Genomic DNA, 24,841 nt, shown 5'->3' with positions numbered 1-24,841 from the left:
CCTAGCGCAGGGTCGCGCTCAGGTGCGGATAGCCCTTCTTGGGGTTCTTCAGGGACAGGTCCCAACCCTCGGCCGTCCGGTCGGCGTACAGGTTCACCGTGGCCGGCAGCACGATCGGCTTACCGAAGCGGACGGTGTAGGTGACCGCGTCGGCCACTCTTCCCTCGAGCGGCTGCAGCGCCGCCGCGGCGCTCCACATGCCGTGCGCGATCGTGCTGGGGAACCCGAATGCCTTGGCGCCCAGCCACGAGACGTGGATCGGGTTGCGGTCGCCCGACACCGCCGCGTACCGGCTGATGATCTTCTGGTCCACCCGCAGGGTGCGGGTGGGCCGCGGCGGGACCTCGTCCTTGTGTTCGGCCTTGGCTTCCTTCGGCGCCCCGGTGGGGTGCATCTTCAGGAACGTGCTGACCTGACGCCACACGAGCTCGCGACCCACCGAGACCTCGCTGACCAGGTCCACCTGTGTGCCCTTGGCGTGCGGACGTAGGTTCTCGGCGTGGACCCGCAGATCCAGCGGCTCGCTCACCGAGATCGGGCGTAGCTGCTCGATCGTGTTGTCGGTGTGTACCGAACCGATTGCCGGGAAGGGGAACTCGCGCGAGGTGAGCAACCGCATCACGGTCGGGAACACGAGCGTGAACGGGTAGGTGATCGGGAGCGTGTCGCCGAACCGCAGCCCGCACACCTTCGCGTAGGCGGCCAGGTTGTCCGGATCGACACGCAGACCCGACAGCGCCAGCGTCTCCGTCGGCAGGCTGCGACGCCCGGACGGCTTGACGAACGGCAGCGCGCCGAACGCGGCGCGGGCGTAGTTGTCGAGAGTGCCGGGCTGCTCACGCAGCTGCACGAGGGTGCTCTTGCGGCCCGTCATCACGCACCCAGCAGGGACTGGCCGCACACCCGGACGATCTGGCCGGTGACGGCGTTGGAGGCGGGGCTCGCGAAGTACGACACCAGTTCGGCGACGTCCACGGTCTGGCCGCCCTGCAGCAGCGAACTCATCCGACGTCCGGCCTCGCGGGTGGCGAAGGGGATGGCCGCGGTCATCGCGGTCTCGATGAAGCCCGGGGCGACGGCGTTGATGGTGATCTTCTTCTCGGCCAGCACGGGAGCGGTGGCCTGGACCAGGCCGATGACGCCCGCCTTCGAGGTGCCGTAGTTGGTCTGGCCGCGGTTGCCCGCGATGCCTGCGATGGACGACACGTCGATCACGCGTCCACCTTCACGCAGCACACCCTTGGCGACGAGGGCCTCGGTGATCTTCTGCGGAGCGAGGAGGTTGACGCCGAGCACGCTGTTCCAGCGGGCCTCGTCCATGTTGGCGAGCGTCTTGTCGCGGGTGATGCCGGCGTTGTGGACGATGATGTCGGCGCCGCCGTGGCGCTCGGTGAGGTGCTCGGCCAGCTTGTCGGCCGCGTCGTCGGCGGTGACGTCGAGGGCCAGCGATGTGCCGCCCACCTTGTTCGCCGTCTCCGACAGCGCCTGACCGGCGGCGGGGATGTCGGCGCACACGACGTGCGCGCCGTCGCGGGAGAGCACTTCGGCGATGGTGGCGCCGATGCCCCGGGCGGCGCCGGTGACGACGGCAACCTTGCCCTCGAGCGGGCGGTCCCAGCTGGCGGGGGCGACGGAATCCTGCGCGCCGACGCGGATGACCTGGCCGTCGACGAACGCGGACTTGGCCGACAGCAGGAAGCGCAGGGTCGACTCGAGGCCGGACAGACCCGGCGCGGCGTCGGGGGATACGTAGACCAGCTGCGCGGTGGAGCCGCGCTTGATCTCCTTGCCGACGCTGCGGGTGAAGCCTTCGAGCGCGCGCTGGGCGATCTGCTCGTCGACACCCGACGTGAGCTCGGGCGTCGTGCCGAGGACGACTACGCGAGCGCACGACGCGAGGTTGCGGATGACGGGTTGGAAGAACTCGAACAGCTGGACGAGCTCGGTGACCTGACCGATGCCGGTGGCGTCGAACACGAGCGCGCCGTAACGATCGTCGTGCGGCTGCGCGGCCGGGTAGTCCGACAGCAGTTCCCGAATCGGCTCGACCAGGCGACCCTTGCCGCCGATGAGGACCGGGCCGGCCAGTGGGGGCTCGCCGGCCTTGTAGCGGCGCAGCTTCTCCGGCTGCGGCAACCCGGCCTGCTTGGCGATGAATGCGCCCGGCGCGGACGAGAGGAACTGTGAGTAGAGGTCGGGAGCGCCCTTGCTGGCTGCCACGGTCCACCTTCTTTGTCGCAATCGGGCACCCGTACATCCGGGTGCGGTGTCGACATTGAACTTACTCTGCAGTAAGTTTGATGTCGAGTGTAGGAACCACCGCCGAGGCGGATCGACCGTGCGGATCTCGAGCAGATCCCCCAGCTACATGGAGACCGACGTGACCAGCAAAGCCCGTACCCGCAGCGCCAAGCCGGCATCCGCACCGCAGTCCGGTGGTCGGCAGCAACGCCGCGTCGCCATCGTCGGCGGCAACCGCATTCCGTTCGCGCGTTCGGACCGGACGTACGCCCACGCGTCCAACCAGGACATGTTCACGGCTACGCTCGACGGGCTGGTCAGCCGCTTCGGGCTGCAGGGCGAGCGGCTCGGCATGGTCGTCGGCGGCGCGGTGCTCAAGCACAGCCGCGACTTCAACCTCATGCGCGAGTGCGTCCTGGGCAGCGCGCTCAGCCCCTACACCCCGGCCTACGACCTCCAGCAGGCATGCGGCACCGGCCTGCAGTCGATCATCGCCGTCGGCGACGCCATCGCGGCCGGACGGATCGACGCGGGCGTCGGCGGCGGTGTGGACACGACGTCGGACGCGCCGATCGGTGTGAACAACGAGCTGCGCGAGTTCCTGCTGTCGATGAACCGCGCGCGCTCCGCGGCGGACCGGGTCAAGCTGCTCGGCCAGGTGCGGCCGTCGATGCTGGGCATCGAGATCCCGCGCAACGGGGAGCCGCGCACCGGGCTGTCGATGGGCGACCATGCCGCGATCACGGCGAAGGAGTTCGGCGTCCGCCGCGAGGATCAGGACGAGCTGGCCGCCGCGAGTCACCGCAACATGGCCGCCGCGTACGACCGAGGCTTCTTCGACGACCTGGTCACCCCGTTCCTCGGGCTGACCCGCGACGACAACCTGCGTCCCGACTCGAACGTCGACAAGCTGGCGACGCTCAAGCCCGTGTTCGGCACCAAGCTGGGCGACGCCACCATGACGGCCGGCAACTCCACGCCGCTCACCGACGGCGCGTCCGCGGTCCTGCTGTCCACCGACGAGTGGGCGGCCGAGCGGAACCTGCCGGTGCTGGCGCATCTCGTCGACTCGGAGACGGCGGCCGTCGACTACATCCACGGCGGCGACGGGCTGCTGATGGCGCCGACGTATGCAATCCCGCGCCTGCTCGAGCGCAACGGTCTCACTCTGCAGGATTTCGACTTCTACGAGTTCCACGAGGCGTTCGCGTCCGTCGTGCTCGCGACGCTGCAGGCGTTCGAGTCCGACGAGTACTGCAAGGAGCGCCTCGGCCTCGACGGTGCGCTCGGGTCCATCGACCGATCCAAGCTCAACGTCAACGGGTCGTCGCTCGCGGCCGGGCACCCGTTCGCGGCCACGGGCGGCCGGATCGTCGCCTCGCTCGCGAAGATGCTGGCAGAGAAGGGTTCGGGCCGCGGCCTGATCTCGATCTGCGCCGCCGGCGGTCAGGGCGTCACGGCCATCGTGGAGGTCTGACGGCCGTGACCGGGGTCGAGCGAACCGGCCGACCCGCAATTCGGCTGTAACGCCTCCGACAAGAGGCCGATATCCCAGTTGGCTCCGCGTTGTTGCCTGACCCCCGACCTGGCAACGACGCGGAGCCACTCTGCGTTCGAGGGTCGGCAGACCACGTGGAATGATTCTCTCGCCACCGTCAGGTGGAAATCCCGACCGGGCGTTCGTGTCACCGCGACTATCCTCACGGGAGAACACGTAATGCGACGGCCCAGCACGGTGTCGGTTCGGCAGGAGGGCCCTTTTCATGAGCGACGAGCGCGACCGCGTCAACGACCAGGGAAACGGCCGGGAGAACGGTGCGGAAGGCCCCCAGCCGGACGAGAACCCCACCGAGATCATGCCGGCGGTGCCCCCGCAGGCCGCGGACGATGGGTCGGACGATGTCTCGGACGCGCCCACCGAGGTCTTCGCAGCCACCCCCGCCGCTTCGCACCCTCCCACCGCTGACGAGCCGCAGCCGGCACCGGAGCCGGTAGCCGAGCCGGAACCGGAGCCGGTGCCCGAGTCGGTGGCTGCCCCGGACGCGTCCGGCGGCCGCCGCTGGGTGAAGTACGCCGCCGTCGCGGGCGGGGTCGCGGCGGTGGCCGTCGTCGCGTACGCCGTGGATTTCGCGGTCTCGTCGGATCGGGTGCCGCGCGGCGTGACCGTGGCCGGTGTCGAGATCGGCGGGCAGAACGACCAGGACGCCGAGGCCACGCTGCGGGCCGCACTCGGACCCCGTGTGGGCCAACCGGTGCCGGTGCGTGCCGGGACCACCGACAGCTCGATCGTTCCGGCGCAGGCCGGGGTGGACATCGACTGGGCCGCGACCGTCGAGCGCGCCGGCGAACAGCCGATCAACCCGTTCACCCGGCTGGCGTCGTTGTTCACCAACCAGGAGATCGGTGTGGTCTCCACGGTGGACGACGCCGCGTTGACCGCCGCGATCGTCGGCGTGCAGCAGCAGTCCGATCGGGCGCCCCGCGAGGGCAACGTCGTGTTCGAGGGCGCCACCGTGGTGCCGGTCGCGCCGCTGCCCGGACAGAACCTGCAGGTGGAGCCCGCGAAGGACACGTTCGTCGCCCAGTGGGCCGACGGCACCACGGTCGACCTGCCGGTGGATACCGTCGACGTCGCGGTCACGCAGGCCGGCGTCGACGCCGCGGTCCGGGATGTCGCGACACCCGCCGTGTCGGCGAACGTCGAGGTGACCGGCAAGAACGGTGCGGTCGCGACGCTGCCCGCCGACCAGATCGGCAAGGTCCTGAGCTTCGTGCCGGACGGCGACGGCGGGCTGTCGCCGCAGTACAACGTCGAGGCGGCGACCGCGATCCTGTCGCCGCAGCTCGCCGGCACCGAGACCAAGCCCAAGGACGCGCAGATCAGCCTGTCGAGCGGCTCACCCGAGGTGATCCCGTCCGTCACCGGCGAGATGGTGCAGTGGCCCAAGACGCTCGAACCACTGCCCGCGCTGCTGTCGGCGCCGGCGCCGCGCACCACGCCTGCGATCTACGAGCCGGCCGAGCCCGCGCTCACCACCGACGGCGCCAAGGCGCTCGGCATCCGCGAGGTGATCGGCGAGTTCACCACGGGCGGCTTCGAATACGCGTCGGGCGTGAACATCCGGCTCGCGGCGAGCGCGATCAACGGAGCGATCGTCAAGCCGGGCGAGACGTTCTCGTTCGACGCCCAGACCGGGCCCCGCGGCTCGGCCCAGGGCTACGTGGACTCGGGCATCATCAACAACGGCCGCCCCGACAAGGCGGTCGGCGGTGGCATCAGCCAGCTCGCGACCACCCTCTACAACGCCACGTACTTCGCGGGCATGGAGGACGTCGAGCACACCGAGCACAGCTACTACATCTCGCGGTACCCGGCAGCCCGCGAGGCGACGGTGTTCGAGGGCGCGATCGACCTGAAGTTCCGTAACCCGTCGAAGACGGGCGTGATGATCCAGGCGATCGGCACCAGCTCCAACATCACGGTGCGCATCTGGGGTACCAAGACCGTCGACGTCGAATCCGTCACCGGCGGCCGAACCAACCAGACGTCGCCGAACACGATCACCCTGCCGGCCGGCCCGCACTGCGTGCCCTCCAGCGGCGCACCGGGATTCACCACGAGCGACACCCGCATCATCACGGACGCGAACACCGGCGCGGAGATCTCCCGCAACACCCGGACCGTGCGCTACGACCCGGTGCCGATCGTCAAGTGCGTGTCGAACGAGCCGGCGCCGAAGCCGGAAAGCACGCCGGGCGGTTAGCCCGGCCGTCTCCCGTTACGAGCTGAAGGGACCGTTCATACGCTGCCGGCGCATGAACGGTCCCTTCAGCTCTCAGCCGGGCGCCGACGAGACGCTCACACCTCGATCGGCGGGTGCAGGCGCATCAGCGTCCAGGCGCGGTCGCGCCGGACCGCGAGGGCGCTGGCGCCGAGGGAGGCGAGCAGCAGACCCAGCAGGACGGCGATCGAGATCCACAGCCGGGAGTCGATGCCGCCGACGGTGAGCTGACGCAGGCCGTTGACGGCGTAGGTCATGGGGTCGAACGGGTGCAGGATCTGGAACGGTTTCGCGGTGGTCTCCACCGGGTAGATGCCGCCCGCGGACACCAGTTGCAGCATGAGGAACGCGAGCGTCACGACGCGGCCCACGGCGGGGCCGAAGATCGCGTTGAACGCCTGGATCAGCGCCATGTAGGTGAGCCCGACGAGGCCGAGGAACGCGATGGTGCCGAACACGTACACCGGCACGAGTCCCACCCCGAAGTGCACGACGACGTACATCACCAGCACCTGCGCGATCGCGATGAGCGCGGCCGGCCAGTACGACGCGAGCACCACCCGCATCGCCCCCAGCCCGGTCGAGATCGGCCGGTTCTGGATGGGACGCAACAGCATCCACGTGATGATGCCGCCGACGAACAGGGCGAGCGGCAGGAAGAACGGGGCGAAGCCGGTGCCGAACGTCTTGGCGCGGTTCTCGTGGTCCTGGTCGAGCGCGACGGGCGCCGACAGCGTCTGCGCGACGGCCGTGCGCTGCTGCGGATCCCATTGCGGGACCTGCTCGCTGCCTTCCTTCAGCTGCGATGCGAGTTCGCCGGAGCCGTCCTTGAGTTGTGTGGTGCCGTCGGCGAGTTGGCCGGCGCCCTGCGCCAACGTCTCGCCGCCGCTCGACAGCTGGCCGAGACCGTCGTCGAGGGTGCGCGCGCCGGAGGCCGCCTGCTGTCCGCCTGCCTGTAGCTGCGTCAGGCCGTCGCGCAGTTGGCCGGCGCCGCCGACGGCCTGCGTCATGCCGGCCCGGTACGGGCTCGACGGATCGCCCAGCTGGAAGGCGAGTTGCTGGGCGCCGTCCCGTAGTTGGGCCAGTTGCGCCCGGGTGGCCGGGTCGAGGACGGCGCCGAGGGTGCCGGTGACCTGGTCGACTAGCTGGTTCACCCCGGCGCTGACCTGACCCGCGCCGTCGCCGAGCTGGGTGGTGGCGCTGGACAACTGGTCGAGTCCGCCGGCCAGTGCGCCCGCCCCACCCGACGCCGTGTCGATCCCGGCCGAGAGCTGTGCGGTGCCGTCGGCGAGGGCTGCCGAACCGGCCTTCGCGGTGCCCAGTCCGTCGGCGAGTGTGCGGGAGCCACCGGCCAGCTGCTGGGCGCCGGCGTCGGCGGCCTGGGCGCCGGTGGAGAGCTGACCGGCGCCGTCCGCGGCGCGGCGGAGACCGTCACCCGCCTCGCCGAGACCGACGAGCACCTGGTCGACGGACTGCTCGCCGATCTGCGCACTCACGGCGTTGAGGATCTGCTGCGCCGCGTTCTGCCCGATGATGGTGCCGAGGTAGTTGTTGGCGTCGTTGTACGTGAAGATGATTCGGGCCTTCTGCGGGTCCGGCCCGGTGGGGGAGGCCACCGACTGGCTGAAGTCGCCGGGCAGTGTCACCGAGAAGTAGTAGCGGCCGTCCGCGACTCCGGTGGACGCCTCGTATGCGGTCACCTCGTGGAAGTCGAGTTCGCCGGAGTCCATCAGCCCCTGCGCCACCTGGTCGCCGGCGTTGAGCGGTTTGCCGTCGACGACGGTGCCGTGGTCGCTGTTGACGAGGGCGACGGGGATCTTGTTCGCCGCGCTGAACGGATCCCAGAACGCCCACAGGTACAGCGCGCCGTACAGCAGCGGCATCAGCACGATCGTCACGAGCGCTACTCGCGGCATCAGCCCGCGCGAGAACCGCTTGAGTTCGGTGCCGAGCGACATCCCTGCGAGCATGGCTACTCCTGGCCTTCCGGTGTGGCGTCCGTCAGCGGGTGGAATTCGTGGGCGGGTGAACCGGGCGGCAGCGGGTTCACCGCGGACGCGATCACCGTCTGTCGGGCCCCGAGCATCGCGAGGTGTTCGACGAGGCGCGCGCGGTCGTACTCGTCGCGGACCTGTTCGAGGTCGTCGACCAGCAGCAGCGGTGGTGTCCGGGTGTTGGCCACCGCGATCCGCAGCAGCAGGTTGTCGAGTTCGCCGAGATCGCTGACGTAGTCGGTGAGGTTCGGCAGCGGGCGATCGCCGAACACCGGCGCGCACACCTGCTCGAGTTCCCGCTGTCCGGCCCGGCGGATCAGCAGGTACCACGTGGCGTCCCAACGGATCTGCTCGGTGATGAGGTCCCGCACCGTCACCGACTCGGAGATGTTGTCGATGCCCTGGAATCCCGCGATCGCGGACACGGCCCGGATCCCAGCCGGCGCGGTGCGGCCGAGTACGCGCAGTGTTCCCGACGAGGGCTTCATCCGTCCGCTGAGCGTCAACAGCAGCGAAGTCCGGCCCGATCCGGCGAAGCCCTGGATCACCGCGAGTCCGCCGAACGGGATGCGCAGGTCCACGGGACCGAACACCGGCCCCAGCGATCCGCTGCGCGTGAGCCCGTCGGCGCGCACCGCGAGCGCGTGCCCGGAGGGCTCCGAGAACCCGGTGTGTTCGTCCATGCTGGTCACAGCGGCTCACCAACCTCGGTTCGGCGGCGGAATCGACCCGTCAAGCCAAACACAACCGAGTGGTCTGCGCCGGGTATGGCGCGAATCGGTTCGCACCCGCCGGGGCGGCTAGTCCGGCAGCGCCACCACGTCCGGGATCTCGCCGTCGAGGATGCGCTGCGCGGCCTGCTCCAGCCGGCGTTCGCCGAGCCGCTGCACCCACTGCCGGCCCGCCGGGAAGCGGGCGAGCACATGATGTTTGGGGACGTTCACGGCGAGCCGGGCCAGCGGGTACCAGGGCGGGCGCACCGGCACCCGCAGCGCCCGCACCCCGGCCGGCCCCAGCAATGTGGTGGCCAGCGACAGGCCCCGCTCGTACTGGTAGCGGCGGCGCAGTCGCTGGAACCGGGGGTAGTGGGTGTGCAGCGGCAGGTCGACGAGGGATGCGGCCAGCGCGTAGCTGTGTTCGTCGGCTGCGGGGGAGGACGCGCCGATCTGGTACATCATCCGCAGCCCGGCGCGTTCGTCGAACGGCAGCCAGCGCCGGTCGACGCCCATCAGCCAACCGACGTAGCACCACAGGTGCAGCACGGCGTCGGCCTCGCGGCGCGTGTAGCGGACGCCGAGCACCCGGGTGTGCAGCAGGAACGTGATCGAGAACAGTCCCAGCGTCCCGGCCTGGTCGAACTGGTTGACGGGAAGGCCGCGAGCGCCACTGTCCCAGTCGGTCTCGTGCTCGTGGTGGTAGCCGACGAACGCGTGCATCACGCGGACGTGCACCGAGAGCCGGAACCCCTCCCCGAAGCGGTCCAGCCCGCCGTCGGCCACGCACCCGTTCCACCACGTGCCGGTCTCGGCGATCCGGCGCCGGGTGCGTTCGCCGGTCAGCCGTCCCGACGACGTCAGCACCGGCAGCGGTCCGGAGTTGTTGTAGCCGCCCAGCAGCGAACCGTAGGCGAGCACGTCTCCGACGTCCGATCCGACGCGGCGCAGCGTGCGGGCACCGAGCGCGAGAAGATCGCGGTCCACCCAGTCCGGGGTGGCTTCGAGCATCGCGAAGTAGGCCCGCAAGGGTTCCGGAGCGTCGGGCACCGCGTCGATGCCCTCGGCGAGTGCCCTACGGAACTGGCCGAGGGTCACGGTGCGGTCCTCGCGGATGGCCCTCACCAGCGTGGCGCTGGGCTCGTCGCGCTCGAGCAGCGCCCGGCGCAGTGCCCGCGCTTCCGACTCGGTGGCGTCCGGTGACGGCCAGGCGAACGGTCGCAGTGGCGCGGTGGTCCGCGCGGCGCGGGCGCGGTCGCGCATGTACCGCGTCGGGTACTCCGTGGTGTGCGTCACACCTACAGCCTGGATCTGACAATGACTGTTGTCAACCCCGACCGTTCCGCGGAAACGCCGATGCCGCACAACGAAGACGTTGTGCGGCATCGGCGTTCGATCGAATCCGCGAACGTGTCGCGGGTGGCAGGGCCTAGAAGGCGGCCTCGTCCATCTCCATGATGTCGTTGTCGAGGTGCGAGAGGACGGTGCGCGTCGCGGTGAGCTCGGGCAGGACGTTCTTGACGAAGAACGACGCCGTCGCAATCTTGCCCTCGTAGAACGGCTTGTCCTTGTCGGACGCACCCTCGTCCAGCGCCTTGATCGCGATCTCGGACTGGCGCAGCAGCTGCCAGCCGATGAGCAGGTCGCCGACCGACATCAGGAAGCGGACCGAGCCCAGGCCCACCTTGTACAGCTCGGTGGGCTGCTCCTGCGCGCCCATGAGGTGGCCGGTCAGGACCGCCGCCATCGCCTGCACGTCCTCGAGAGCCGTGGAGAGCAGGGCCCGCTCGGCCTTGAGGCGGCCGTTCCCGGCCTCGCTGTCGATGAACTTCTTGATCTCGCCGGCCACGTGGGCCAGCGCGACGCCGCGGTCGCGAGCGATCTTGCGGAAGAAGAAGTCCTGCGCCTGGATGGCGGTGGTGCCCTCGTACAGCGAGTCGATCTTCGAGTCGCGGATGTACTGCTCGATCGGGTAATCCTGCAGGAAGCCCGACCCGCCCAGGGTCTGCAGGCTCTCGGTCAGGTACTGGTACGCCCGCTCGGAGCCCACACCCTTGACGATCGGCAGCAGCAGATCGTTGACGCGGTGCGCGAGCTGCTCGTCGGCGCCCGAGACCAGCTGCGCCATCTCCGGCTCCTGGTGCGCGGCGGTGTACAGGTACACCGCGCGCATGCCCTCGGCGTACGCCTTCTGCAGCGCCAGGCTGCGGCGCACGTCCGGGTGGTGGGTGATGGTGACGCGGGGGGCGGTCTTGTCCGTCATCTGCGTCAGGTCCGAGCCCTGGACGCGCTGCTTGGCGTAGTCGAGTGCGTTGAGGTAGCCGGTCGACAGCGTCGAGATGGCCTTGGTGCCCACCATCATGCGGGCGTGCTCGATGACGTCGAACATCTGCGCGATGCCGTTGTGGACCTCGCCGACCAGCCAGCCGACGGCCGGGGTGCCGTGGCCGCCGAAGGTGAGCTCACAGGTCGCGGACGCCTTGAGGCCCATCTTGTGCTCGACGTTGGTGACGAAGACGCCGTTGCGCTCGCCCAGCTCGTTCTTCTCGAAGTCGAAGTGGAACTTCGGAACGAAGAACAGCGACAGGCCCTTGGTGCCCGGGCCGGCGCCCTCGGGACGGGCCAGGACCAGGTGGAAGATGTTCTCGAACAGGTCGTCCGACGTGGCGGACGTGATGAAGCGCTTGACGCCCTCGATGTGCCAGGTGCCGTCGTCCTGCTGGACGGCCTTGGTGCGGCCGGCGCCCACGTCGGAGCCGGCGTCCGGCTCGGTGAGCACCATCGTGGCGCCCCAGCCGCGCTCGACCAGCGTGGCGGCCCACTGCTTCTGCTCGTCGGTGCCGTTCTTGAAGAGCACATCCGCGAACGACGGGCCGGCGGCGTACATGAACGCGGCCGGCTGCGAGCCGAGCAGCATCTCGGCGATGGCCCACACCACCGCGCGGGGGACGGGGACACCGCCGACCTCTTCGCTCAGGCCCATGCGGTACCACTCGGCGTCCCACATCGCCTTGAACGACTTCTTGAAGGACTCCGGCAGGGTCGCCTCGTGCTTCTCGGGGTCGAACACCGGCGGGTTGCGGTCGGCGTCGGCGAACGCCTCGCCGAGCGGTCCCTCGGCCAGACGTGCGACCTCGGACAGCATGTCCTTGACGGTGTCGGCGTCGAGGTCGCCCCACACACCTTCACTCAGCGGCTTGTCCAGACCGAGTACCTCGAACAGGTTGAACTCGAGGTCGCGGACGTTGCTCTTGTAGTGGCCCATGTTCTCTCCCTGAAGTGCACTTCGTGGTGCGGTCTGTCTTTCCGTCGAGTACCGCCCAAGTAGCTACTCGTCGGTAACTTAGCCGATGTTACCCGCGATTAAGTTCGCTTGCCAAGAGTGGGTTTGCGCGCGACGACGAGCGCGTCGATCGCGGTACCCGACTCGGTGTCGCGATACCGTCGTTCGGCGGTCACCACGTCGAGACGTCCGTCCAGATCGGACTTCAAATCGTCTGGTGTGTAGAGGATTTCGACGTCGGCGGGGCCGCCGGCGCCCTCGGTCGCGTTGATCGAGTCGTGGCCGAGAATCATGAGGATTCCCTCGGGTTTCAAACCGTCGATGATTCGCCTCACAAGCGCTCGCCGCTGCGCCGGATAGAGGTGGACGAAGATCATGAGGACCAGGTCGTAGTCCGAGACGTCGGCGGTCGTGATGTCGTCCACGACGTACGTGAGGCGATCGCGCACCCGGCGCGGGGCCTGCGTGGCGATCTCGCGGGCCTTCTCGATCGCGACCGTGGAGAAGTCGACGCCCGTCGTCTCCCATCCACGCGTCGCCAGCCACAGCGCGTGCCTGCCCTCGCCGCACGCCAGATCGAGTGCCCGGCCCGCCGGCAGCGACGTCGCGAACTCCACGACCACCGGATTCGGCGGCGTGCCCCACACCGTCTCCGCCTGTGAATACCGCGCGTCCCAGTCCTCAGCCTTCATGGCTATGACGGTATCCCCGCCCGCCCCGTCCCGCCCCTCTCGCGTTTTGCGCACTTGTCGCGCTCGGGAGGCCCGAAAAACCGCGACAAGTGCGCAAAACGCGGGGAGGTCAGCCGACGGTGATCCGGCGGTGGGCCAGCTTCCACCGCCCGCCCTCGTACCGGTGGGTGTCGTCGTAGCGGCCCACCCCGGCCAGGCGTGGCTCGCTGGTGGTGTCGCGGAAGAACAGCCAGTACGCCGTCGACGACGCCTCGACGTCCGAGTCGAGCGACACCGCGACGGTGGTGATGACGTGGCGGCTCGACGTGCCGGGCCCCTGCACTCCGCCCGCGCGGCGCTCCCGCACCCCTTCCTCGATCGCCTCGACACCCTTGCGCATCTGCGCGGCCATGCCGGTCACCGGGTTGGCCTGCGATTCCCAGATCGCGTCGGCGGTGAAGTGCTCGAGGTACTCCTCGACGGTGCCGTCGTCGGCGAGTTGGGCGATGCGGGCCAGGAGGTCCTGGACCTCGCCGCGCGGGTCGGTGCTCGTCTGCTGCTCCATGTCGTCTCCTCGAGGTGCAAACCAAGTGTTTGCTCGGGACGGTAGCAGCGGTGGGGGCACTGCGCGCCGACGTTCTCAGCGCTGCAGGGTGGTGTGCATCAACAGCACGTTGTAGTTCGAGTGCACGGTGGTCAGGAAGTAGAGGTCGGGCCCGGACGACCACGGGTGAATGTATGCGCCGTACATCGACGGGAGTTCGGGGCCGGCGATCAATACTTCCGGCGCACTCCACGGCCCGGTCGGGGACGGGGCCCGCCGCATCACCACCGAGTTGTGGTCGTCGGTGGTGAGCATCAGGTACTGACCCAGGTAGGAGTTGTACTGGACCGAGATCTCGCCGACGCCGCCGAAGACGATCGGGGCGGCGACGTCGGGGTTCTTCGGCACCCACTTGCCGCCGTCCCAGTACTCGTAGGCGTTCAGGTCGCGCATCTGCTTCTCGGGGACGCGGGTGAGGTACACGAGGCCCCCGCGGCCCGGCGGGGTGCCGTACTGGTAGACGAACTCGCCGTCCTTGACGAACGCACCCATCTGGAAGTTGAGGTTCCCGCCGACGGGTGGACGCCGGGTCTCGGTGGCCTCCACCCAGTTCTCGCCGTTGTCGGTGGAGAATGCCAGGCTCGAATAGTTGGTCTCCCACTTGCCGGGCTCGCCCCAGTTCTTGACGGACATGATGCTCATGTACTGCATTCCGTCCGCGGCGATGCCGGCGGTGGGGATTCGGCTGATCTCGACGAACGGGATCTTGGGGCTGGGAATCAATTCCTTGGACTGGCCGACGATGTCGCGGGGGGTGCTGTCGAAGGTCATGCCGTCGGCGAGATCTCGGTCGGAACTGCGGAAGAGGACGTTGCTGCGCCACGACCACAGGCTGCCGACGAGCAGGTTGGGGATGCCGAGCCCCGCGGTGTCGCCGAACGCGGTGAGGACCTGTCCGTTCCCGTTGTCCCACATGATGCCGAGGTCCGTGCCGAGGACGTTGGAGTCCTGGGTGCGATTGGCGCTCAGAAGCCCGGTCGCCTGAGCCACGGCTCGGCTTCGCCCCTGCAGTGAGGGCACCCCGTTGGTGCCGTTCAAGACCGGAATGGGATTGACCGTGTTGGGATCAGCCGCGGCCGGAACGATGAATGCGAGAATTGCGGTGCCGGTGCACAGTATCGATCCGGCGATCGTGTGAACTCGATTCCATTTCACGAAAGTCCCCATCTGCGGTGGCATTCGACCGGGCGTCGGCGGTAATTGCGCTGCTCGCGGCATCTTTTAGGGCGGATAACACGCTAGCAGGATCGTTGATCGGAATTGCAGGGATTCCGGGGTTAACGTGTTTGTCGCATTCGCTTCGTCCAATTGTCCGAATTGACGCGAATGGGTGGTGGAAAACGTGATCGGTGCGGCCGGAATGTTGCGCCCGGGCGCTCCGCCCCGGCGCCCGCGGGGCAGCGGCGCAGGGCGTCGCGGCAAACTCGGTACCCGAGTAACACCCGGCCTCTACCTGGCGAAGTACCGTGTCGTGGGAAGACGGGGCCAGGTGGGTCCCGCCACGTGGCGGCTCGGGCCGCGAACAGTGCAGTAGAGGAGACCAAACATGGGTGCGCAGATCTCGAACTCTGCCGAGGTCAGGCAATCCGCCATCCTCGGTTTGGGGGTTTACCGCCCGGAGCGGGTCGTGAGCAACGCCGAGATCTGCGAGACGATCGATTCCACCGACGAGTGGATCCAGTCGCGCTCGGGCATCAAGAACCGCCGCTTCGCGAACGCCGACGAATCGGTCCTCGCGATGGCGATCGCCTCGGGTCGCAAGGCCCTCGCGGCCAGCGGCATCGAGCCCGAGCAGGTCGGCGCCGTCGTCGTGGCGACCTCCACCTACCCCTCGCAGACTCCGCAGTGTGCCGCCGTCGTCGCCGACGCCCTCGGCACGGGCGGGCCGGCGGCGTTCGACGTCACCGCCGGCTGTGCGGGCTTCTGCTACGCGCTGTCGATCGCGTCCGACATGGTCCGCCTCGGCACCGAGGACTACGTCCTGGTCATCGGCGTCGAGCGCATGAGCGACAGCACCGAGCCGACGGACCGCAGCGTGCGCTTCATCTTCGGTGACGGCGCCGGCGCCGTCGTCGTCGGCCCGAGCGATGTCACCGGCATCGGTCCGGTCGTGTGGGGGTCGGACGGTTCGCAGTCGCAGGCCATCCGCCAGGAGCCGGACTGGCTGGCGTTCGCCGACGATCCGTCGCAGCGCCCCTGGATCAAGATGGAGGGCACCTCGGTCTTCCGTTGGGCCGCCTTCGAGATGGGCAAGGTCGCCACGCAGGCCCTCGAGCGTGCCGGTGTCGCGATGGAGGATCTCGGCGCGTTCATCCCGCACCAGGCGAACGGCCGCATCAACGAGGTCATCGCCCGCAGCATCAAGCTCCCCGAGTCGGTGCCGGTGTCGGACGACATCGCCGAGACCGGCAACACGTCGGCGGCCTCGATTCCGCTGGCGATGGAGGAAGTGATCCGCACGGGCAAGGCGAAGCCGGGCGAGCTGGCGCTGCTGGTCGGTTTCGGTGCCGGCCTGTCGTACGCGGGCCAGGTCGTCATCCTCCCGCCGCTCGCGCAGGACTGACACCCAGGCAGACGAACGAACGGCGGGCCCGCTTTCCGGCGGGCCCGCCGTTCGTCTACGTCAGCGGCCTTCGAGGAAGTCGTCGATCATCGCCAGTTCGTCCTCGTCGAGGGGGCGACGCAGATGGGAGACGTTGCGCGCCACCTGCGCGGGCGTCGACGAACCGATGAGGACCGACGCCACCTGCGGCTTCGCGTCGAGCCAGGCGACGGCCAGTTCGGACAACTGCCGGTCGAGCTTGCTCGCGAGCGAGAGCAGGTCCTCGACGCGTGTGAGCGCTTCCTCGGTGGCGGTCGCCGCGAAGTAATCGGACTTGTCGAATCGGGAACCCTTGGGGAACTCGGTGTTCCGGCGGTACTTGCCGGTGAGCAGCCCCGCGGCCAGCGGGTAGTAGGGGATCACCGCGAGGTTGCCGCGCTCGCACGCCGGCACGATCTCGGCCTCCACTCCGCGCTCGAGCAGGTTCCACTCGATCTGGGCGGCGACGAAACGCGGCAGGGCGCCCTCGGTCGAGGCCTGGGTGGCGCGGTCGATCTGCTCGGGTGAACTGTTGGAGCAGGCGACGTGGCGAACCTTGCCCGCCCGGACCAGTTCGTCGAGCGCACCGAGGGTGTCCTCGATCGGCACCGACGGGTCCGGTGCGTGCTGGTAGTAGAGGTCGATGTGGTCGACGCCGAGCCGGCGCAGGCTCGCGTCGCATGCCTGGCGCACGTAGTCGGGCGCGGACCCGCGCTCCGTCTCGCTCATCGGTGCACCGAACTTCGTTGCGATCACGGCGTCCTCGCGCCGACCCGCCAGCGCTGCACCGAGGATCTTCTCCGATTCGCCGGTGGTGTAGACGTCGGCGGTGTCGAAAAAGGTGATGCCGTGCTCGAACGCCGCGTCGACCACCGCCCGCGACTCCTGCGCGTCGATCCTGGAGCCGAAGTTGTTGCAGCCCAGGGACACCGTCGAGACGACGAGATCGGTTCCGGGGAGGGTCGTGTACTGCATGTGTGTGGACATCGAACTCCTGACGCTGGCACTCGGGTGGGCCGGTGAGCTGCCCGATTTCGGAGATTACGCCGAACGTGCCGTGGCCCGCGAGAGCGAATTCCGGTGTGCGGTATCGCCCGGCTAGGATTCGCCTTTGCGAACATATGTACGAGAGATGAGGAACCGCGTCGCCCGTGAGTGCTGTGAAGATCGACAAGTCCTGGGTGGCCGGATTCGCCACCGTCGCCGTGCTGTTAGCCGGAGGGTGCACCGCGATCGCGCAGCCGTCGTCGGGGTCGGCGACGGATGCCGAACCGGGCTCGAGCGCCACCGCGCAGGTCACGGGCGAACAAACGGTTGGTGAGCCTGCCGTCGATCCTGTGGTCGCCGACGGAGCGCTGGCCGGACTGGCGGCCCTGCCGATCCGTGAGCGGGCACCCAAGAACGGTTACGACCGATCGCAGTTCGGCCAGGCCTGGACCGACAACGTCACGATCGAGGGCGGGCACAACGGCTGCGATACCCGCAACGACATCCTCAAGCGGGACCTGATCTACATCACCACCGATCCGATGAGCCGCGACTGCACGGTGCTGTCGGGCACGCTCGACGACGTTTACACCGGCAAGACGATCCGCTTCGTCCGCGGTGTCGAGACGTCGAGTGCGGTGCAGATCGACCACGTCGTCGCCCTCTCCGATGCGTGGCAGAAGGGCGCACAGCAACTCGACGAGGCCACCCGGCGCAACCTCGCCAACGATCCGCGCAACCTGCAGGCCGTGGACGGGCCCACCAACCAGGGGAAGAGCGACGCCGATGCCTCGGCGTGGCTGCCGCCGAACCTCGCCTACCGGTGCACGTACGTGACCCGCCAGATCGAGGTCAAGGCGGCGTACGGGTTGTGGGTGACGCAGGCCGAGCACGACGCGATGGCTCGTGAGCTCGCCTCCTGCGGCGCAACGGAATCCGCGGATCCCGCGCCCATTCCGGTCCCCGAACCGGCCGACGTCTCGCCCGCGGGTGCGGGGATGCCGTCCGGCGACGTGTACTACGCGAACTGCAAGGCGGCCCGCACCGCGGGCGCCGCACCGCTGCACCGCGGGCAGCCCGGCTACCGCGCCGCGATGGACAGCGACGGAGACGGGGTGGCCTGCGAGTAGGTCCGGCGGTCAGATCCCGACCGCGGCCTCGAGCGCGGCCAGTTCGTCGTCGAAGTGGTCGAGGATCGGCTCCAGGTTCGGGACGGCGCGGCGGCAGCCGGTGAGTCCGAACGAGATCGCGTGATCGGTGCTGGTGCAGGTGATGTTGAGCGCTTGGCCGTCGAGCGTGACTGACAGCGGGTAGAGGGCGTCGAGGCGGCAGCCGTTCCAGTAGAGCGGGGCGCTCGGGCCCGGCACGTTGGAGATGACGATGTTGAACGGCGGCCGTACCGGCCCGTGGCGACCGAAGAGCATATCGAGGGCCAGCGGAGCGGAACCGAGCGCGCTGAGGGCGATCACCTGCGCGGTACTCATCCCGCGCAGGGCGGCCTTGCCTTCGGCCATCGACCGTCGCACCGTCGCGAGCCGGTCGCCGGGGTCGGCGAGGTCGGTGCCGAGGTTGCACATGAGAGTGCCGATCTCGTTGCCGCCCGCCTCGTTCGGGTCCCCGATCGGCTCGGGGCGGGTCTTGTCGCTGCGCAGTGACACCGGGACCATCGCCACCAGGGGTCGCGTGGGAAGGGCGTCGCGCTCGATCAGGTAGCGGCGCAACGCGCCCGACGACATCGCCAGCACGACGTCGTTGATGGTGCCGTCGGCGTACTTCGCGACGAGACGTAGTCGGTCGAGTGCCCAACTGCGAGCGACGAATTGGCGAGCGCCGGTGATCGGCACGTTCAGTGCGGAGTGGGGCGCCGAGAAGGACATCGGGCCGCCCTGGTTGCGCAGCGCGCGCAGCACGCTGCCGGCGAGCGCGGGGACCAGTCCGGTCGCCTCCGCGGCGGCATCGATCGCGGTGCGGACCGCCGAAACAGGAAGATCGAGAAGTCCGGGCGTGTTGCGACGCTGTGGGATCCGCGTACGGGGTTCCCACGGCGCGGGCATGTCCCGCTTGTCGGCGTCGACTGTCAGGGATCGGCGTAACAGGCGCATCGCGCCGACACCGTCCGCCACACTGTGGTGAATCTTGGTGTACACCGCGAAGCGGCCGTCCGCGAGTCCCTCGATCAGGTGCATCTCCCACAGCGGTCGGTTCCGGTCGAGCAGCCCGCCGTGCAGGCGGGAGACGAGGGTCGACAGTTCCGTCATCCCGCCGGGATGTGCCAGCGCATCGTGCCGGATGTGGTGGCCGATGTCGAACTGGTCGTCGTCGTCCCAAAACCACTGTCCGAGTGACGAGGCCGAGCGGCGGGCCCGCTTGCGCAGCAGTGGGGTCACCTCGCCCCGGGACATCGAGTCGTCCAGCATGCTGCGGACGCTGCGGGCGTCGGCGCCGTCCGGCGGTTGCAGCAGTACCAGTCCACCGACGTGCAGCGGATGTTCCCGTGATTCACCGAGCAGGAAGACGGAACTGGCCGGTGACATGGGGAGCGGCATACGGGGTCGCCCTTCGAGAATGGCGGGCCGACCGATGCCGTCCGCAGTGTCATGGATCACAGTGTGCAGTCAGTTGTACGTGATCCTCGGCGGACGCGCCACCTGTTCGAATGTCCAGGTAAATAGGTGTTTTTCGGGGTTTGTCGGAACTGTCCGAGTGTTCGTCCGTTTGGTCCGGACTCTGGCTCACCGGCGCCGACGACCGGACGTTCTCACGGACGCGAATCGCGAGGGTGGGCTTCCTCGGGGGTGATGGTCCGGACGTCCCAGTCCATGGTGGAGCCGAGTTCCTCGCGGTCGGCGCGTCGGATACCGCGTCCGATCAGCACGGATGCACCGAGGGCAACCACGAGCCACACGCTCAGTGCGATCCACAGCCAAGACATGTTTATTTTTCTAGCACCGGGACCTGTGAAAAGTTGAAGTATTGCTTGAGAGCTAGCTCACGCGAGGGACAGCGTCGGGGCGCCGACGCGGAAGCGGTTCCGGGCCTCGCTCACGGTCAGGACGGGCACTCCGAGGGTGCGGACCTGCGCCAGCAGCAGGGCGTCGGCCGGGCTGCAGATTCCGTCGAGTGCATCGTCGTCGACCACCGCGCAGTCGACGCCGGCGTCGGCGGTCTGTGCCCGACCGTAGCCGAGTGCGAGGGCCAGCTCGCGGGCCTCGTCCAGCGCTGCGGACCTGCCGACGAAGACGACGTCGCCCTTGATCGAGGTGGTGACCTGATCGTCGAGTGCGTGGTTCATGGGACTCCTTGTGGCGACTTGTGGCAACGCGGTACCGGTGTCGAACATCGGTTTGCGTGCTCGACCGGAGACCGCCCCGCAGAGCGTGAGGTTCTCGAATGGTAGGCCGCGGCGAGTGGGTTCGCTCGTCGGCGGCCACACTGCACCGGTCAAGTGTGCCGGTGCGCGAACCGTGGGGCCGCCGGCGGCGGGCGTCAGCCGATCGGGACCGGGGTGGGCGCGGATGCGGTGTCGGGGCGCCGACGACGCCTGGTCGTGAGCAGGCGCTGGGCCGCGGAGTCGAGCAGGAACCCGAGGAGTCCGATCACCAGGATGACGGCCATGACCTGGTCGTACGCGAGCTGGTCGCGGGCGTTGAGGATCTGGTAGCCCAGCCCCGACTGCACTCCGAGCATCTCGGCCGGCACCAGCACCACCCACGCGATGCCGAGCGCGACGCGCAGCCCGGTCTGCAGGTGGCCGCGGATGGCAGGAAGGACGACGGCCGTGAGCCGTTCGGTGCGCGTCGCGCCCATCGAGCGGGCCACCAGCAGGTGTCCGGGATCGATCGCGTGCACGCCCGCAGCGGTGTTGATGACGATCGGCCAGACGGCCGCCGCCGCGATGAGGAAGAACACGGGCCGGTGCCCGATTCCGAACAGCGCCACGGCGATCGGCGCCCACGACAGTGGGGAGATCATCCGCAGGAACTGCGTGACGGGCCGCACGGCACGGTCGACCGTCGGATTGAGGCCGATGAGCAGACCGAGCGGGATACCGATCACGGCGGCGATCGACAATCCGACGAGCAGGCGCCACATGCTGGCCGCGGTGTCTGGCAGCAGCACCCCGCGTTCGATCAGGCCACCGAGCGCGGGCAGCACCTCCTGGGGTGCGAACTCGCGGATCAGTGAGTCGTCCGACGCCAGGATCGTGGTGGCGAACCACCACAGGAGCACCGCGACGGCGATCGCGGTGAGGGGCGGCCACCATGCGGACCACCGTGAACGGGAGGGCTGCCGACTGCTCACGTGGGATCCACTTCCTCGGTACGGGTCAGGTGTGCGGGGAGCCCGAACGTGGCCGGGCCGCCGGCGATCGTCAGGGACTGCCGCACGAAACGGTCGTCCACCAGATCGGCGTGGACGGAGGCCGGATCGAGTTGGGACAGGAAGCGCCGATCGCCGTCCACCTCGGTCTCGTGCATCGCTTCGACCAGGGCCTGGGTGAAGCTGGGGAACGGGAAGGGCTGGTAGCCGATGCGCTGCGGCTGCCAGGCCTGGTGGCTGACGGGGTACGCGTCGGCCGGGTAGGTGAGCGCCTTCGTGATCGCCGGGAGCGGCTGCGGCAGATAGCGTCCCGTCTTCAACATCTCGGCGGCGTGCTTGCGGTCGGCGTCGATGCGCAGTTGCGCCGACGTCACGGCGTCGGTGAGGCGTTGGACGCCGGCGGGGTCGCGGTCGATCACGTCCTCGTGCACGAGCAGAGCGCAGCAGGCGTGGTCGCGCCACACGTCGCCGAGGAAGCGGTGGATTCGGCCGACGCCCTTGATCTCTGCGGCCGCGTTGAACGGGTCGGCAACCGTGTAACCGCCGATCGCACCGTTCGCCAGGGCGGGCAGCATGTCGGACGGGCTCATCACGACAAGACCCACCGTGCCGTCCGATCTCGACGGGGCGGTGCGCACCACCGGACGGAGGCCGCCCGCGCGCAGCAACTTCTGCAGCACGATGTTGTGGATCGACCACCAGAAGGGGATCGCGACCTGGCGTCCTGCGAGCTGACCTAGTTCGGTGATGTCGGGCGCCACGGTCAGCGCGGACCCGTTGGTGTGGTTCCAACCCAGGACACGCGCCGCGCCGCCGAGCGAGTAGCGCAACTGCACCGCCATCGGCATCAGCAGGTGCACGACGTCGACGTGCCGACTCATGAACGCCTCGGCAAGGCTCGACCAGCTGCGGAACATCACCGGTTGCGTGGGGCTCACCGGGTTGCCGTCGAACGATCCGGTGTTGTGAGCGATCAGCAACGGGGCCGCGTCGGTGATGGGCAGGTAACCCACCCGTAGGTGCCCGGTGGTGTTCGCTCGGCTGGTACCGGCGGTCCGCGCGAGGTCGACGATCCCGGCGATGCCGCCGGCCGCGGCCAGTCCCACCGCGCCCTGCAGCAGCGTGCGCCGGCTCAGCGCTCCTCCGCTCACGGTCGGGGCGCCCCGACCAGTGTGGACGTGCGGTAGGCCGACAGGATGTCGCTCCGCAATGCGTCATCGTCGACAGTGGCTGTCGCGCAGTCCCATTCGCGTCGAACAGTGCCGCCTTCCCCGATCAGGACGATGCGGTGTCCCAGGACGATCGCCTCGTCGATGTCGTGCGTGACGAGGATCGTGGTGCAGCCGAGGTCCTCGGCGACGCCCGCGAGCCAGTGCTGCAGATCGCCACGGATCGCGGGATCGAGGGCGCTGAACGGCTCGTCCAGCAGCAGCAGGCGGGGTCGGATCGACACCGCGCGGATCACCGCGACACGCTGCGCCTGACCGCCCGAGAGTTCGTCCGGGTACGCGTCGGCCAGCTCGGCGAGTCCGAAACGGTCCAGGAGGTCGTCGGCGTACGACGGATCGAAGACGGCGTCGTTGGCGGCGAATCTTCCGCCCAGCCGGACGTTCTCGCGGACCGTGAGCCACGGCATCAGGAGGGGCTTCTGGAACACGACGCCGGTGCGCGGACGGGTGTCGCCGCGCACCCCGTCCCAGTCGATCGTGCCGGAGTCGAATTCGTCGAGCCCCGCGATGATCCGGAGCAGGGTCGACTTGCCGCTTCCGCTGCTGCCGACGATCGCGAGGATCTCGCCCGATTCGACGTCGAGATTCACCCCGTCCAGGACGGGTCGGCGACGACCGTGGAAACTCTTGCGGCCGTCGGCTACCGAGACTGCGCGAGTTCCCACCGCAGTTGTCCTTCCGAGGGTGACTGGATGGGCAGGAAGGCGGCTTCGCGGAAGCGCCGGTTGGTCGGGTGCTTCGCGGCGTACCCGGCGCCGCCGCGTAGCGTCGCCTCCAGACGTGTGGCCGCGACCGCGACCTGCGATCCGTCCAGGCGGAGCTGGATCAGGTCCCGAACAGGAGTGTCGTCGATTCGCGTGGCGAAGTCGTACAACCGATTTCGCAGCGAACGACAGTCGTCCTCGAGTCTCGCGTGCTCGTCGACGAACTCCTCGCCGAGGCCCGTCAGCAGCGCCGCGCTCTCGGTCAGCGACGTGCCCGCGATGCCACTGCAGAACGACGTCTGCAGCGCCAGGAAGGTGGGCCGGATGGACCGGCAGAACGGGGTCAGCTCGGTGCTGATGATCTGCGACGCGGGCACGAACACCCGGTCGAAGACCAGGGACGTCGAGGCGGTGGCGCCGAGTGCGAGGAGCTCCGGCGCGGGATTGATGCAGACCCCCGACGAGTCGGCATCGACCACCGCGACGTACGTGGACCCGTCGTCGCCGCGTGCCGGGAACACGATCACGGCATCGTCGAACACGTTGGACGCCCAGCGGATCGGGCCGTTCACTTCGATGCCGCCGTCCACCGTCGTGGCGATGAGCGGGACGTCGCCGAGGCCGGCGGCCTGCCGCAGTCCGGCCGCCATCGCGGTCACACCGATCGTGTCGCCGGATGCCAGGCGGTCCCGGTACCGCTCACGCACGGCCGCCGGTCCCCGGTCGACGTACTCGAGGCACATCCGGTGCGCCCACACGCCGAAACCGGCGCTCAGGCTCTCCGCGGCGACGTCCTCGATGACCGCGACCATCTCCGCGAGCGGTCCTTCTCCGAATCCGAGGTCGAGCAGCCCGAGGGAACCGATCAGCGCGACATCCTCGCGGGTGTCGGTCTCGCCCCGGTCGAGCTGGACGGCCCGATCGCGCACGAAGGCACGAGCCTGCACCCGTTGCGGGGTGTGCGTGGAAGAGAGGATCGCGGTCATGGGAGGTTCTACCGTTCGGTGTCGAGCTGGTGCAGGCGGCTGACGGGGGTGCTGACGACCTCGCGGGCGCGGCGCACGGCGTCCTCGTCGGGGGCGTTGTAGAAGCACAGGCACTTGGCGGTGTCCTCGCGGACGTACGTCCGCAGGAAGCTGACCTCCGGGATGTTCGCGTAGAGCGGCGACTTCTCCTTCTTGCGGGTCAGGTAGGTCTCCATGTCGATCTCGGCCGGGATGTCCCACTCGACCAGGTAGCCGGCGTCGGGGCGGGCCGCCTTGATCTCCTCGATGTCCGCGCCGACGATGCGAACCAGGTGCGGGCCGTCGAGTTCTGCGGCGTCGAGGGCGTCGGCGTCGAGCAGCGGCGCTGCGCAGCCGTCGAACTCGGTGATGGCGAAGATGCGTTCGCCGCCCTTGGTCACCTGGGTCTCGATCAGCTCGCCGCCGGCAGCTGCGGTGGAGGAGTCGAACTCCTTGATGATCTGCTCGATCTGGTCCCGGCGCGCGGCGCTGGGGGCGATCTCGTACAGGTACAGGGCCTTCGAGGACATGACGGAACCTTCCGGGAGTGGGTTGTGGACACCGCCGCGGGGCCGCGCCGACGGAGGTCGTGCGACGGTGGCGCGAAGAGCCGAAGGAACGGCAGCTGCAGACAGGCGTGAGCGAACGCCGATGGCAGAGAGGCGGGTCCGGGGTCGCTGAGATCAGCGCATCATGGGACGACGACACGCAGCGCCGGCGACCCGCAC

Annotated in this window: 23 protein-coding genes; 5 read left to right on the top strand and 18 right to left on the bottom strand. The window is 69.1% G+C overall.

Translation table 11 applies throughout. The annotated features are described in order from the left end of the window. Nucleotide 1: 1 nt before the first annotated feature. Together C7H75_RS21160 and C7H75_RS21155 are read right to left on the bottom strand one after the other, a co-directional pair. Nucleotides 2–874 (bottom strand): MaoC/PaaZ C-terminal domain-containing protein, encoded by an 873-nt coding sequence (locus C7H75_RS21160; protein ID WP_106851791.1) that lies wholly within the window; start codon nucleotides 872–874, stop codon nucleotides 2–4. Continuing rightward, nucleotides 874–2,220, bottom strand: a complete 1,347-nt coding sequence (locus C7H75_RS21155; protein ID WP_106851790.1) for a 3-oxoacyl-ACP reductase — start codon at nucleotides 2,218–2,220, stop codon at nucleotides 874–876. The genes C7H75_RS21160 and C7H75_RS21155 overlap by 1 nt, the downstream gene beginning before the upstream one ends. A gap of 160 nt (nucleotides 2,221–2,380) precedes the next feature. On the opposite strand from C7H75_RS21155, the gene C7H75_RS21150 reads away from it, so the two are divergent. Continuing rightward, complete coding sequence (locus tag C7H75_RS21150) at nucleotides 2,381–3,718, top strand: acetyl-CoA C-acetyltransferase (protein ID WP_069855645.1); 1,338 nt, start codon at nucleotides 2,381–2,383, stop codon at nucleotides 3,716–3,718. A 286-nt stretch (nucleotides 3,719–4,004) separates the two neighbouring features. Beyond that, nucleotides 4,005–6,005 carry a VanW family protein gene (locus tag C7H75_RS21145; protein ID WP_106851789.1) on the top strand — a complete coding sequence of 667 codons (2,001 nt, stop codon included), beginning with the start codon at nucleotides 4,005–4,007 and terminating at the stop codon, nucleotides 6,003–6,005. A 95-nt stretch (nucleotides 6,006–6,100) separates the two neighbouring features. On the opposite strand, the gene C7H75_RS21140 is transcribed toward C7H75_RS21145, so the two are convergent. From C7H75_RS21140 to C7H75_RS21110, 7 genes are all read right to left on the bottom strand, one after another. Continuing rightward, the gene (locus tag C7H75_RS21140) at nucleotides 6,101–7,993 is read right to left on the bottom strand and encodes a YhgE/Pip domain-containing protein (RefSeq protein ID WP_005517597.1); all 1,893 of its coding nucleotides are present in this window, start codon (nucleotides 7,991–7,993) and stop codon (nucleotides 6,101–6,103) included. A gap of 2 nt (nucleotides 7,994–7,995) precedes the next feature. Beyond that, on the bottom strand, nucleotides 7,996–8,700 hold the full coding sequence (locus C7H75_RS21135; RefSeq protein WP_005517598.1) for an ATP-binding cassette domain-containing protein: 705 nt from the start codon (nucleotides 8,698–8,700) through the stop codon (nucleotides 7,996–7,998). Nucleotides 8,701–8,817: 117 nt separating this feature from the next. Further along, nucleotides 8,818–10,026, bottom strand: coding sequence for an oxygenase MpaB family protein (locus C7H75_RS21130; RefSeq protein ID WP_013417224.1), 1,209 nt, complete (start codon nucleotides 10,024–10,026; stop codon nucleotides 8,818–8,820). A gap of 133 nt (nucleotides 10,027–10,159) precedes the next feature. Next, complete coding sequence (locus C7H75_RS21125; protein ID WP_106851788.1) at nucleotides 10,160–11,995, bottom strand: acyl-CoA dehydrogenase; 1,836 nt, start codon at nucleotides 11,993–11,995, stop codon at nucleotides 10,160–10,162. A gap of 98 nt (nucleotides 11,996–12,093) precedes the next feature. Further along, on the bottom strand, nucleotides 12,094–12,705 hold the full coding sequence (locus C7H75_RS21120) for a class I SAM-dependent methyltransferase (RefSeq protein WP_081205918.1): 612 nt from the start codon (nucleotides 12,703–12,705) through the stop codon (nucleotides 12,094–12,096). Nucleotides 12,706–12,814: 109 nt separating this feature from the next. Further along, nucleotides 12,815–13,249: a nuclear transport factor 2 family protein gene (locus C7H75_RS21115; protein WP_005517605.1), complete on the bottom strand. Its 435-nt coding sequence runs from the start codon at nucleotides 13,247–13,249 to the stop codon at nucleotides 12,815–12,817. Between the two features lie 75 nt (nucleotides 13,250–13,324). After that, on the bottom strand, nucleotides 13,325–14,455 hold the full coding sequence (locus C7H75_RS21110) for a glycoside hydrolase family 183 protein (protein WP_013417222.1): 1,131 nt from the start codon (nucleotides 14,453–14,455) through the stop codon (nucleotides 13,325–13,327). Between the two features lie 379 nt (nucleotides 14,456–14,834). On the opposite strand from C7H75_RS21110, the gene C7H75_RS21105 reads away from it, so the two are divergent. Continuing rightward, entirely contained in the window at nucleotides 14,835–15,851 is a 1,017-nt protein-coding gene (locus tag C7H75_RS21105; protein WP_005517609.1) for a beta-ketoacyl-ACP synthase III, read from the top strand. A gap of 60 nt (nucleotides 15,852–15,911) precedes the next feature. Here the strand turns inward: C7H75_RS21105 and C7H75_RS21100 are convergent, their stop codons facing one another. Beyond that, the gene (locus tag C7H75_RS21100; RefSeq protein ID WP_106851787.1) at nucleotides 15,912–16,856 is read right to left on the bottom strand and encodes an aldo/keto reductase; all 945 of its coding nucleotides are present in this window, start codon (nucleotides 16,854–16,856) and stop codon (nucleotides 15,912–15,914) included. Between C7H75_RS21100 and C7H75_RS26360 the strand changes: the two genes are divergently transcribed. Both C7H75_RS26360 and C7H75_RS21095 read left to right on the top strand, forming a co-directional pair. Then, entirely contained in the window at nucleotides 16,849–16,971 is a 123-nt protein-coding gene (locus C7H75_RS26360; protein ID WP_255221267.1) for a hypothetical protein, read from the top strand. The genes C7H75_RS21100 and C7H75_RS26360 overlap by 8 nt on opposite strands. Nucleotides 16,972–17,020: 49 nt before the next feature. Beyond that, a complete protein-coding gene (locus C7H75_RS21095) occupies nucleotides 17,021–17,986 on the top strand; it encodes a GmrSD restriction endonuclease domain-containing protein (protein ID WP_064058465.1) in 966 nt (321 codons plus the stop codon). Between the two features lie 9 nt (nucleotides 17,987–17,995). Here C7H75_RS21095 and C7H75_RS21090 read toward each other — a convergent pair whose 3' ends face one another. The 8 genes from C7H75_RS21090 to C7H75_RS21060 form a co-directional block, all read right to left on the bottom strand. Beyond that, a complete protein-coding gene (locus C7H75_RS21090) occupies nucleotides 17,996–19,402 on the bottom strand; it encodes a WS/DGAT/MGAT family O-acyltransferase (protein ID WP_106851786.1) in 1,407 nt (468 codons plus the stop codon). A 212-nt stretch (nucleotides 19,403–19,614) separates the two neighbouring features. Then, a complete protein-coding gene (locus tag C7H75_RS26040; protein ID WP_164490709.1) occupies nucleotides 19,615–19,788 on the bottom strand; it encodes a hypothetical protein in 174 nt (57 codons plus the stop codon). A 57-nt stretch (nucleotides 19,789–19,845) separates the two neighbouring features. Beyond that, nucleotides 19,846–20,148 (bottom strand): hypothetical protein, encoded by a 303-nt coding sequence (locus tag C7H75_RS21085; protein WP_037084877.1) that lies wholly within the window; start codon nucleotides 20,146–20,148, stop codon nucleotides 19,846–19,848. Nucleotides 20,149–20,342: 194 nt separating this feature from the next. After that, on the bottom strand, nucleotides 20,343–21,158 hold the full coding sequence (locus tag C7H75_RS21080; protein WP_064078762.1) for an ABC transporter permease: 816 nt from the start codon (nucleotides 21,156–21,158) through the stop codon (nucleotides 20,343–20,345). Next, complete coding sequence (locus C7H75_RS21075; RefSeq protein WP_106851785.1) at nucleotides 21,155–22,327, bottom strand: ABC transporter substrate-binding protein; 1,173 nt, start codon at nucleotides 22,325–22,327, stop codon at nucleotides 21,155–21,157. The genes C7H75_RS21080 and C7H75_RS21075 overlap by 4 nt, the downstream gene beginning before the upstream one ends. Then, on the bottom strand, nucleotides 22,324–23,070 hold the full coding sequence (locus C7H75_RS21070; RefSeq protein WP_106851784.1) for an ABC transporter ATP-binding protein: 747 nt from the start codon (nucleotides 23,068–23,070) through the stop codon (nucleotides 22,324–22,326). Before C7H75_RS21070 ends, C7H75_RS21075 begins: the two co-directional genes overlap by 4 nt. After that, entirely contained in the window at nucleotides 23,046–24,095 is a 1,050-nt protein-coding gene (locus C7H75_RS21065; RefSeq protein WP_106851783.1) for an acyl-CoA dehydrogenase family protein, read from the bottom strand. Before C7H75_RS21065 ends, C7H75_RS21070 begins: the two co-directional genes overlap by 25 nt. 8 nt (nucleotides 24,096–24,103) lie before the next feature. Continuing rightward, the gene (locus C7H75_RS21060; protein WP_005517624.1) at nucleotides 24,104–24,643 is read right to left on the bottom strand and encodes a DUF4242 domain-containing protein; all 540 of its coding nucleotides are present in this window, start codon (nucleotides 24,641–24,643) and stop codon (nucleotides 24,104–24,106) included. Nucleotides 24,644–24,841 lie beyond the last annotated feature (198 nt).

This window comes from Rhodococcus (subgen. Prescottella) equi (assembly GCF_003013675.1).
Classification (GTDB): domain Bacteria; phylum Actinomycetota; class Actinomycetes; order Mycobacteriales; family Mycobacteriaceae; genus Prescottella; species Prescottella equi.
This window is presented reverse-complemented; position numbering and strand designations above follow the sequence as displayed.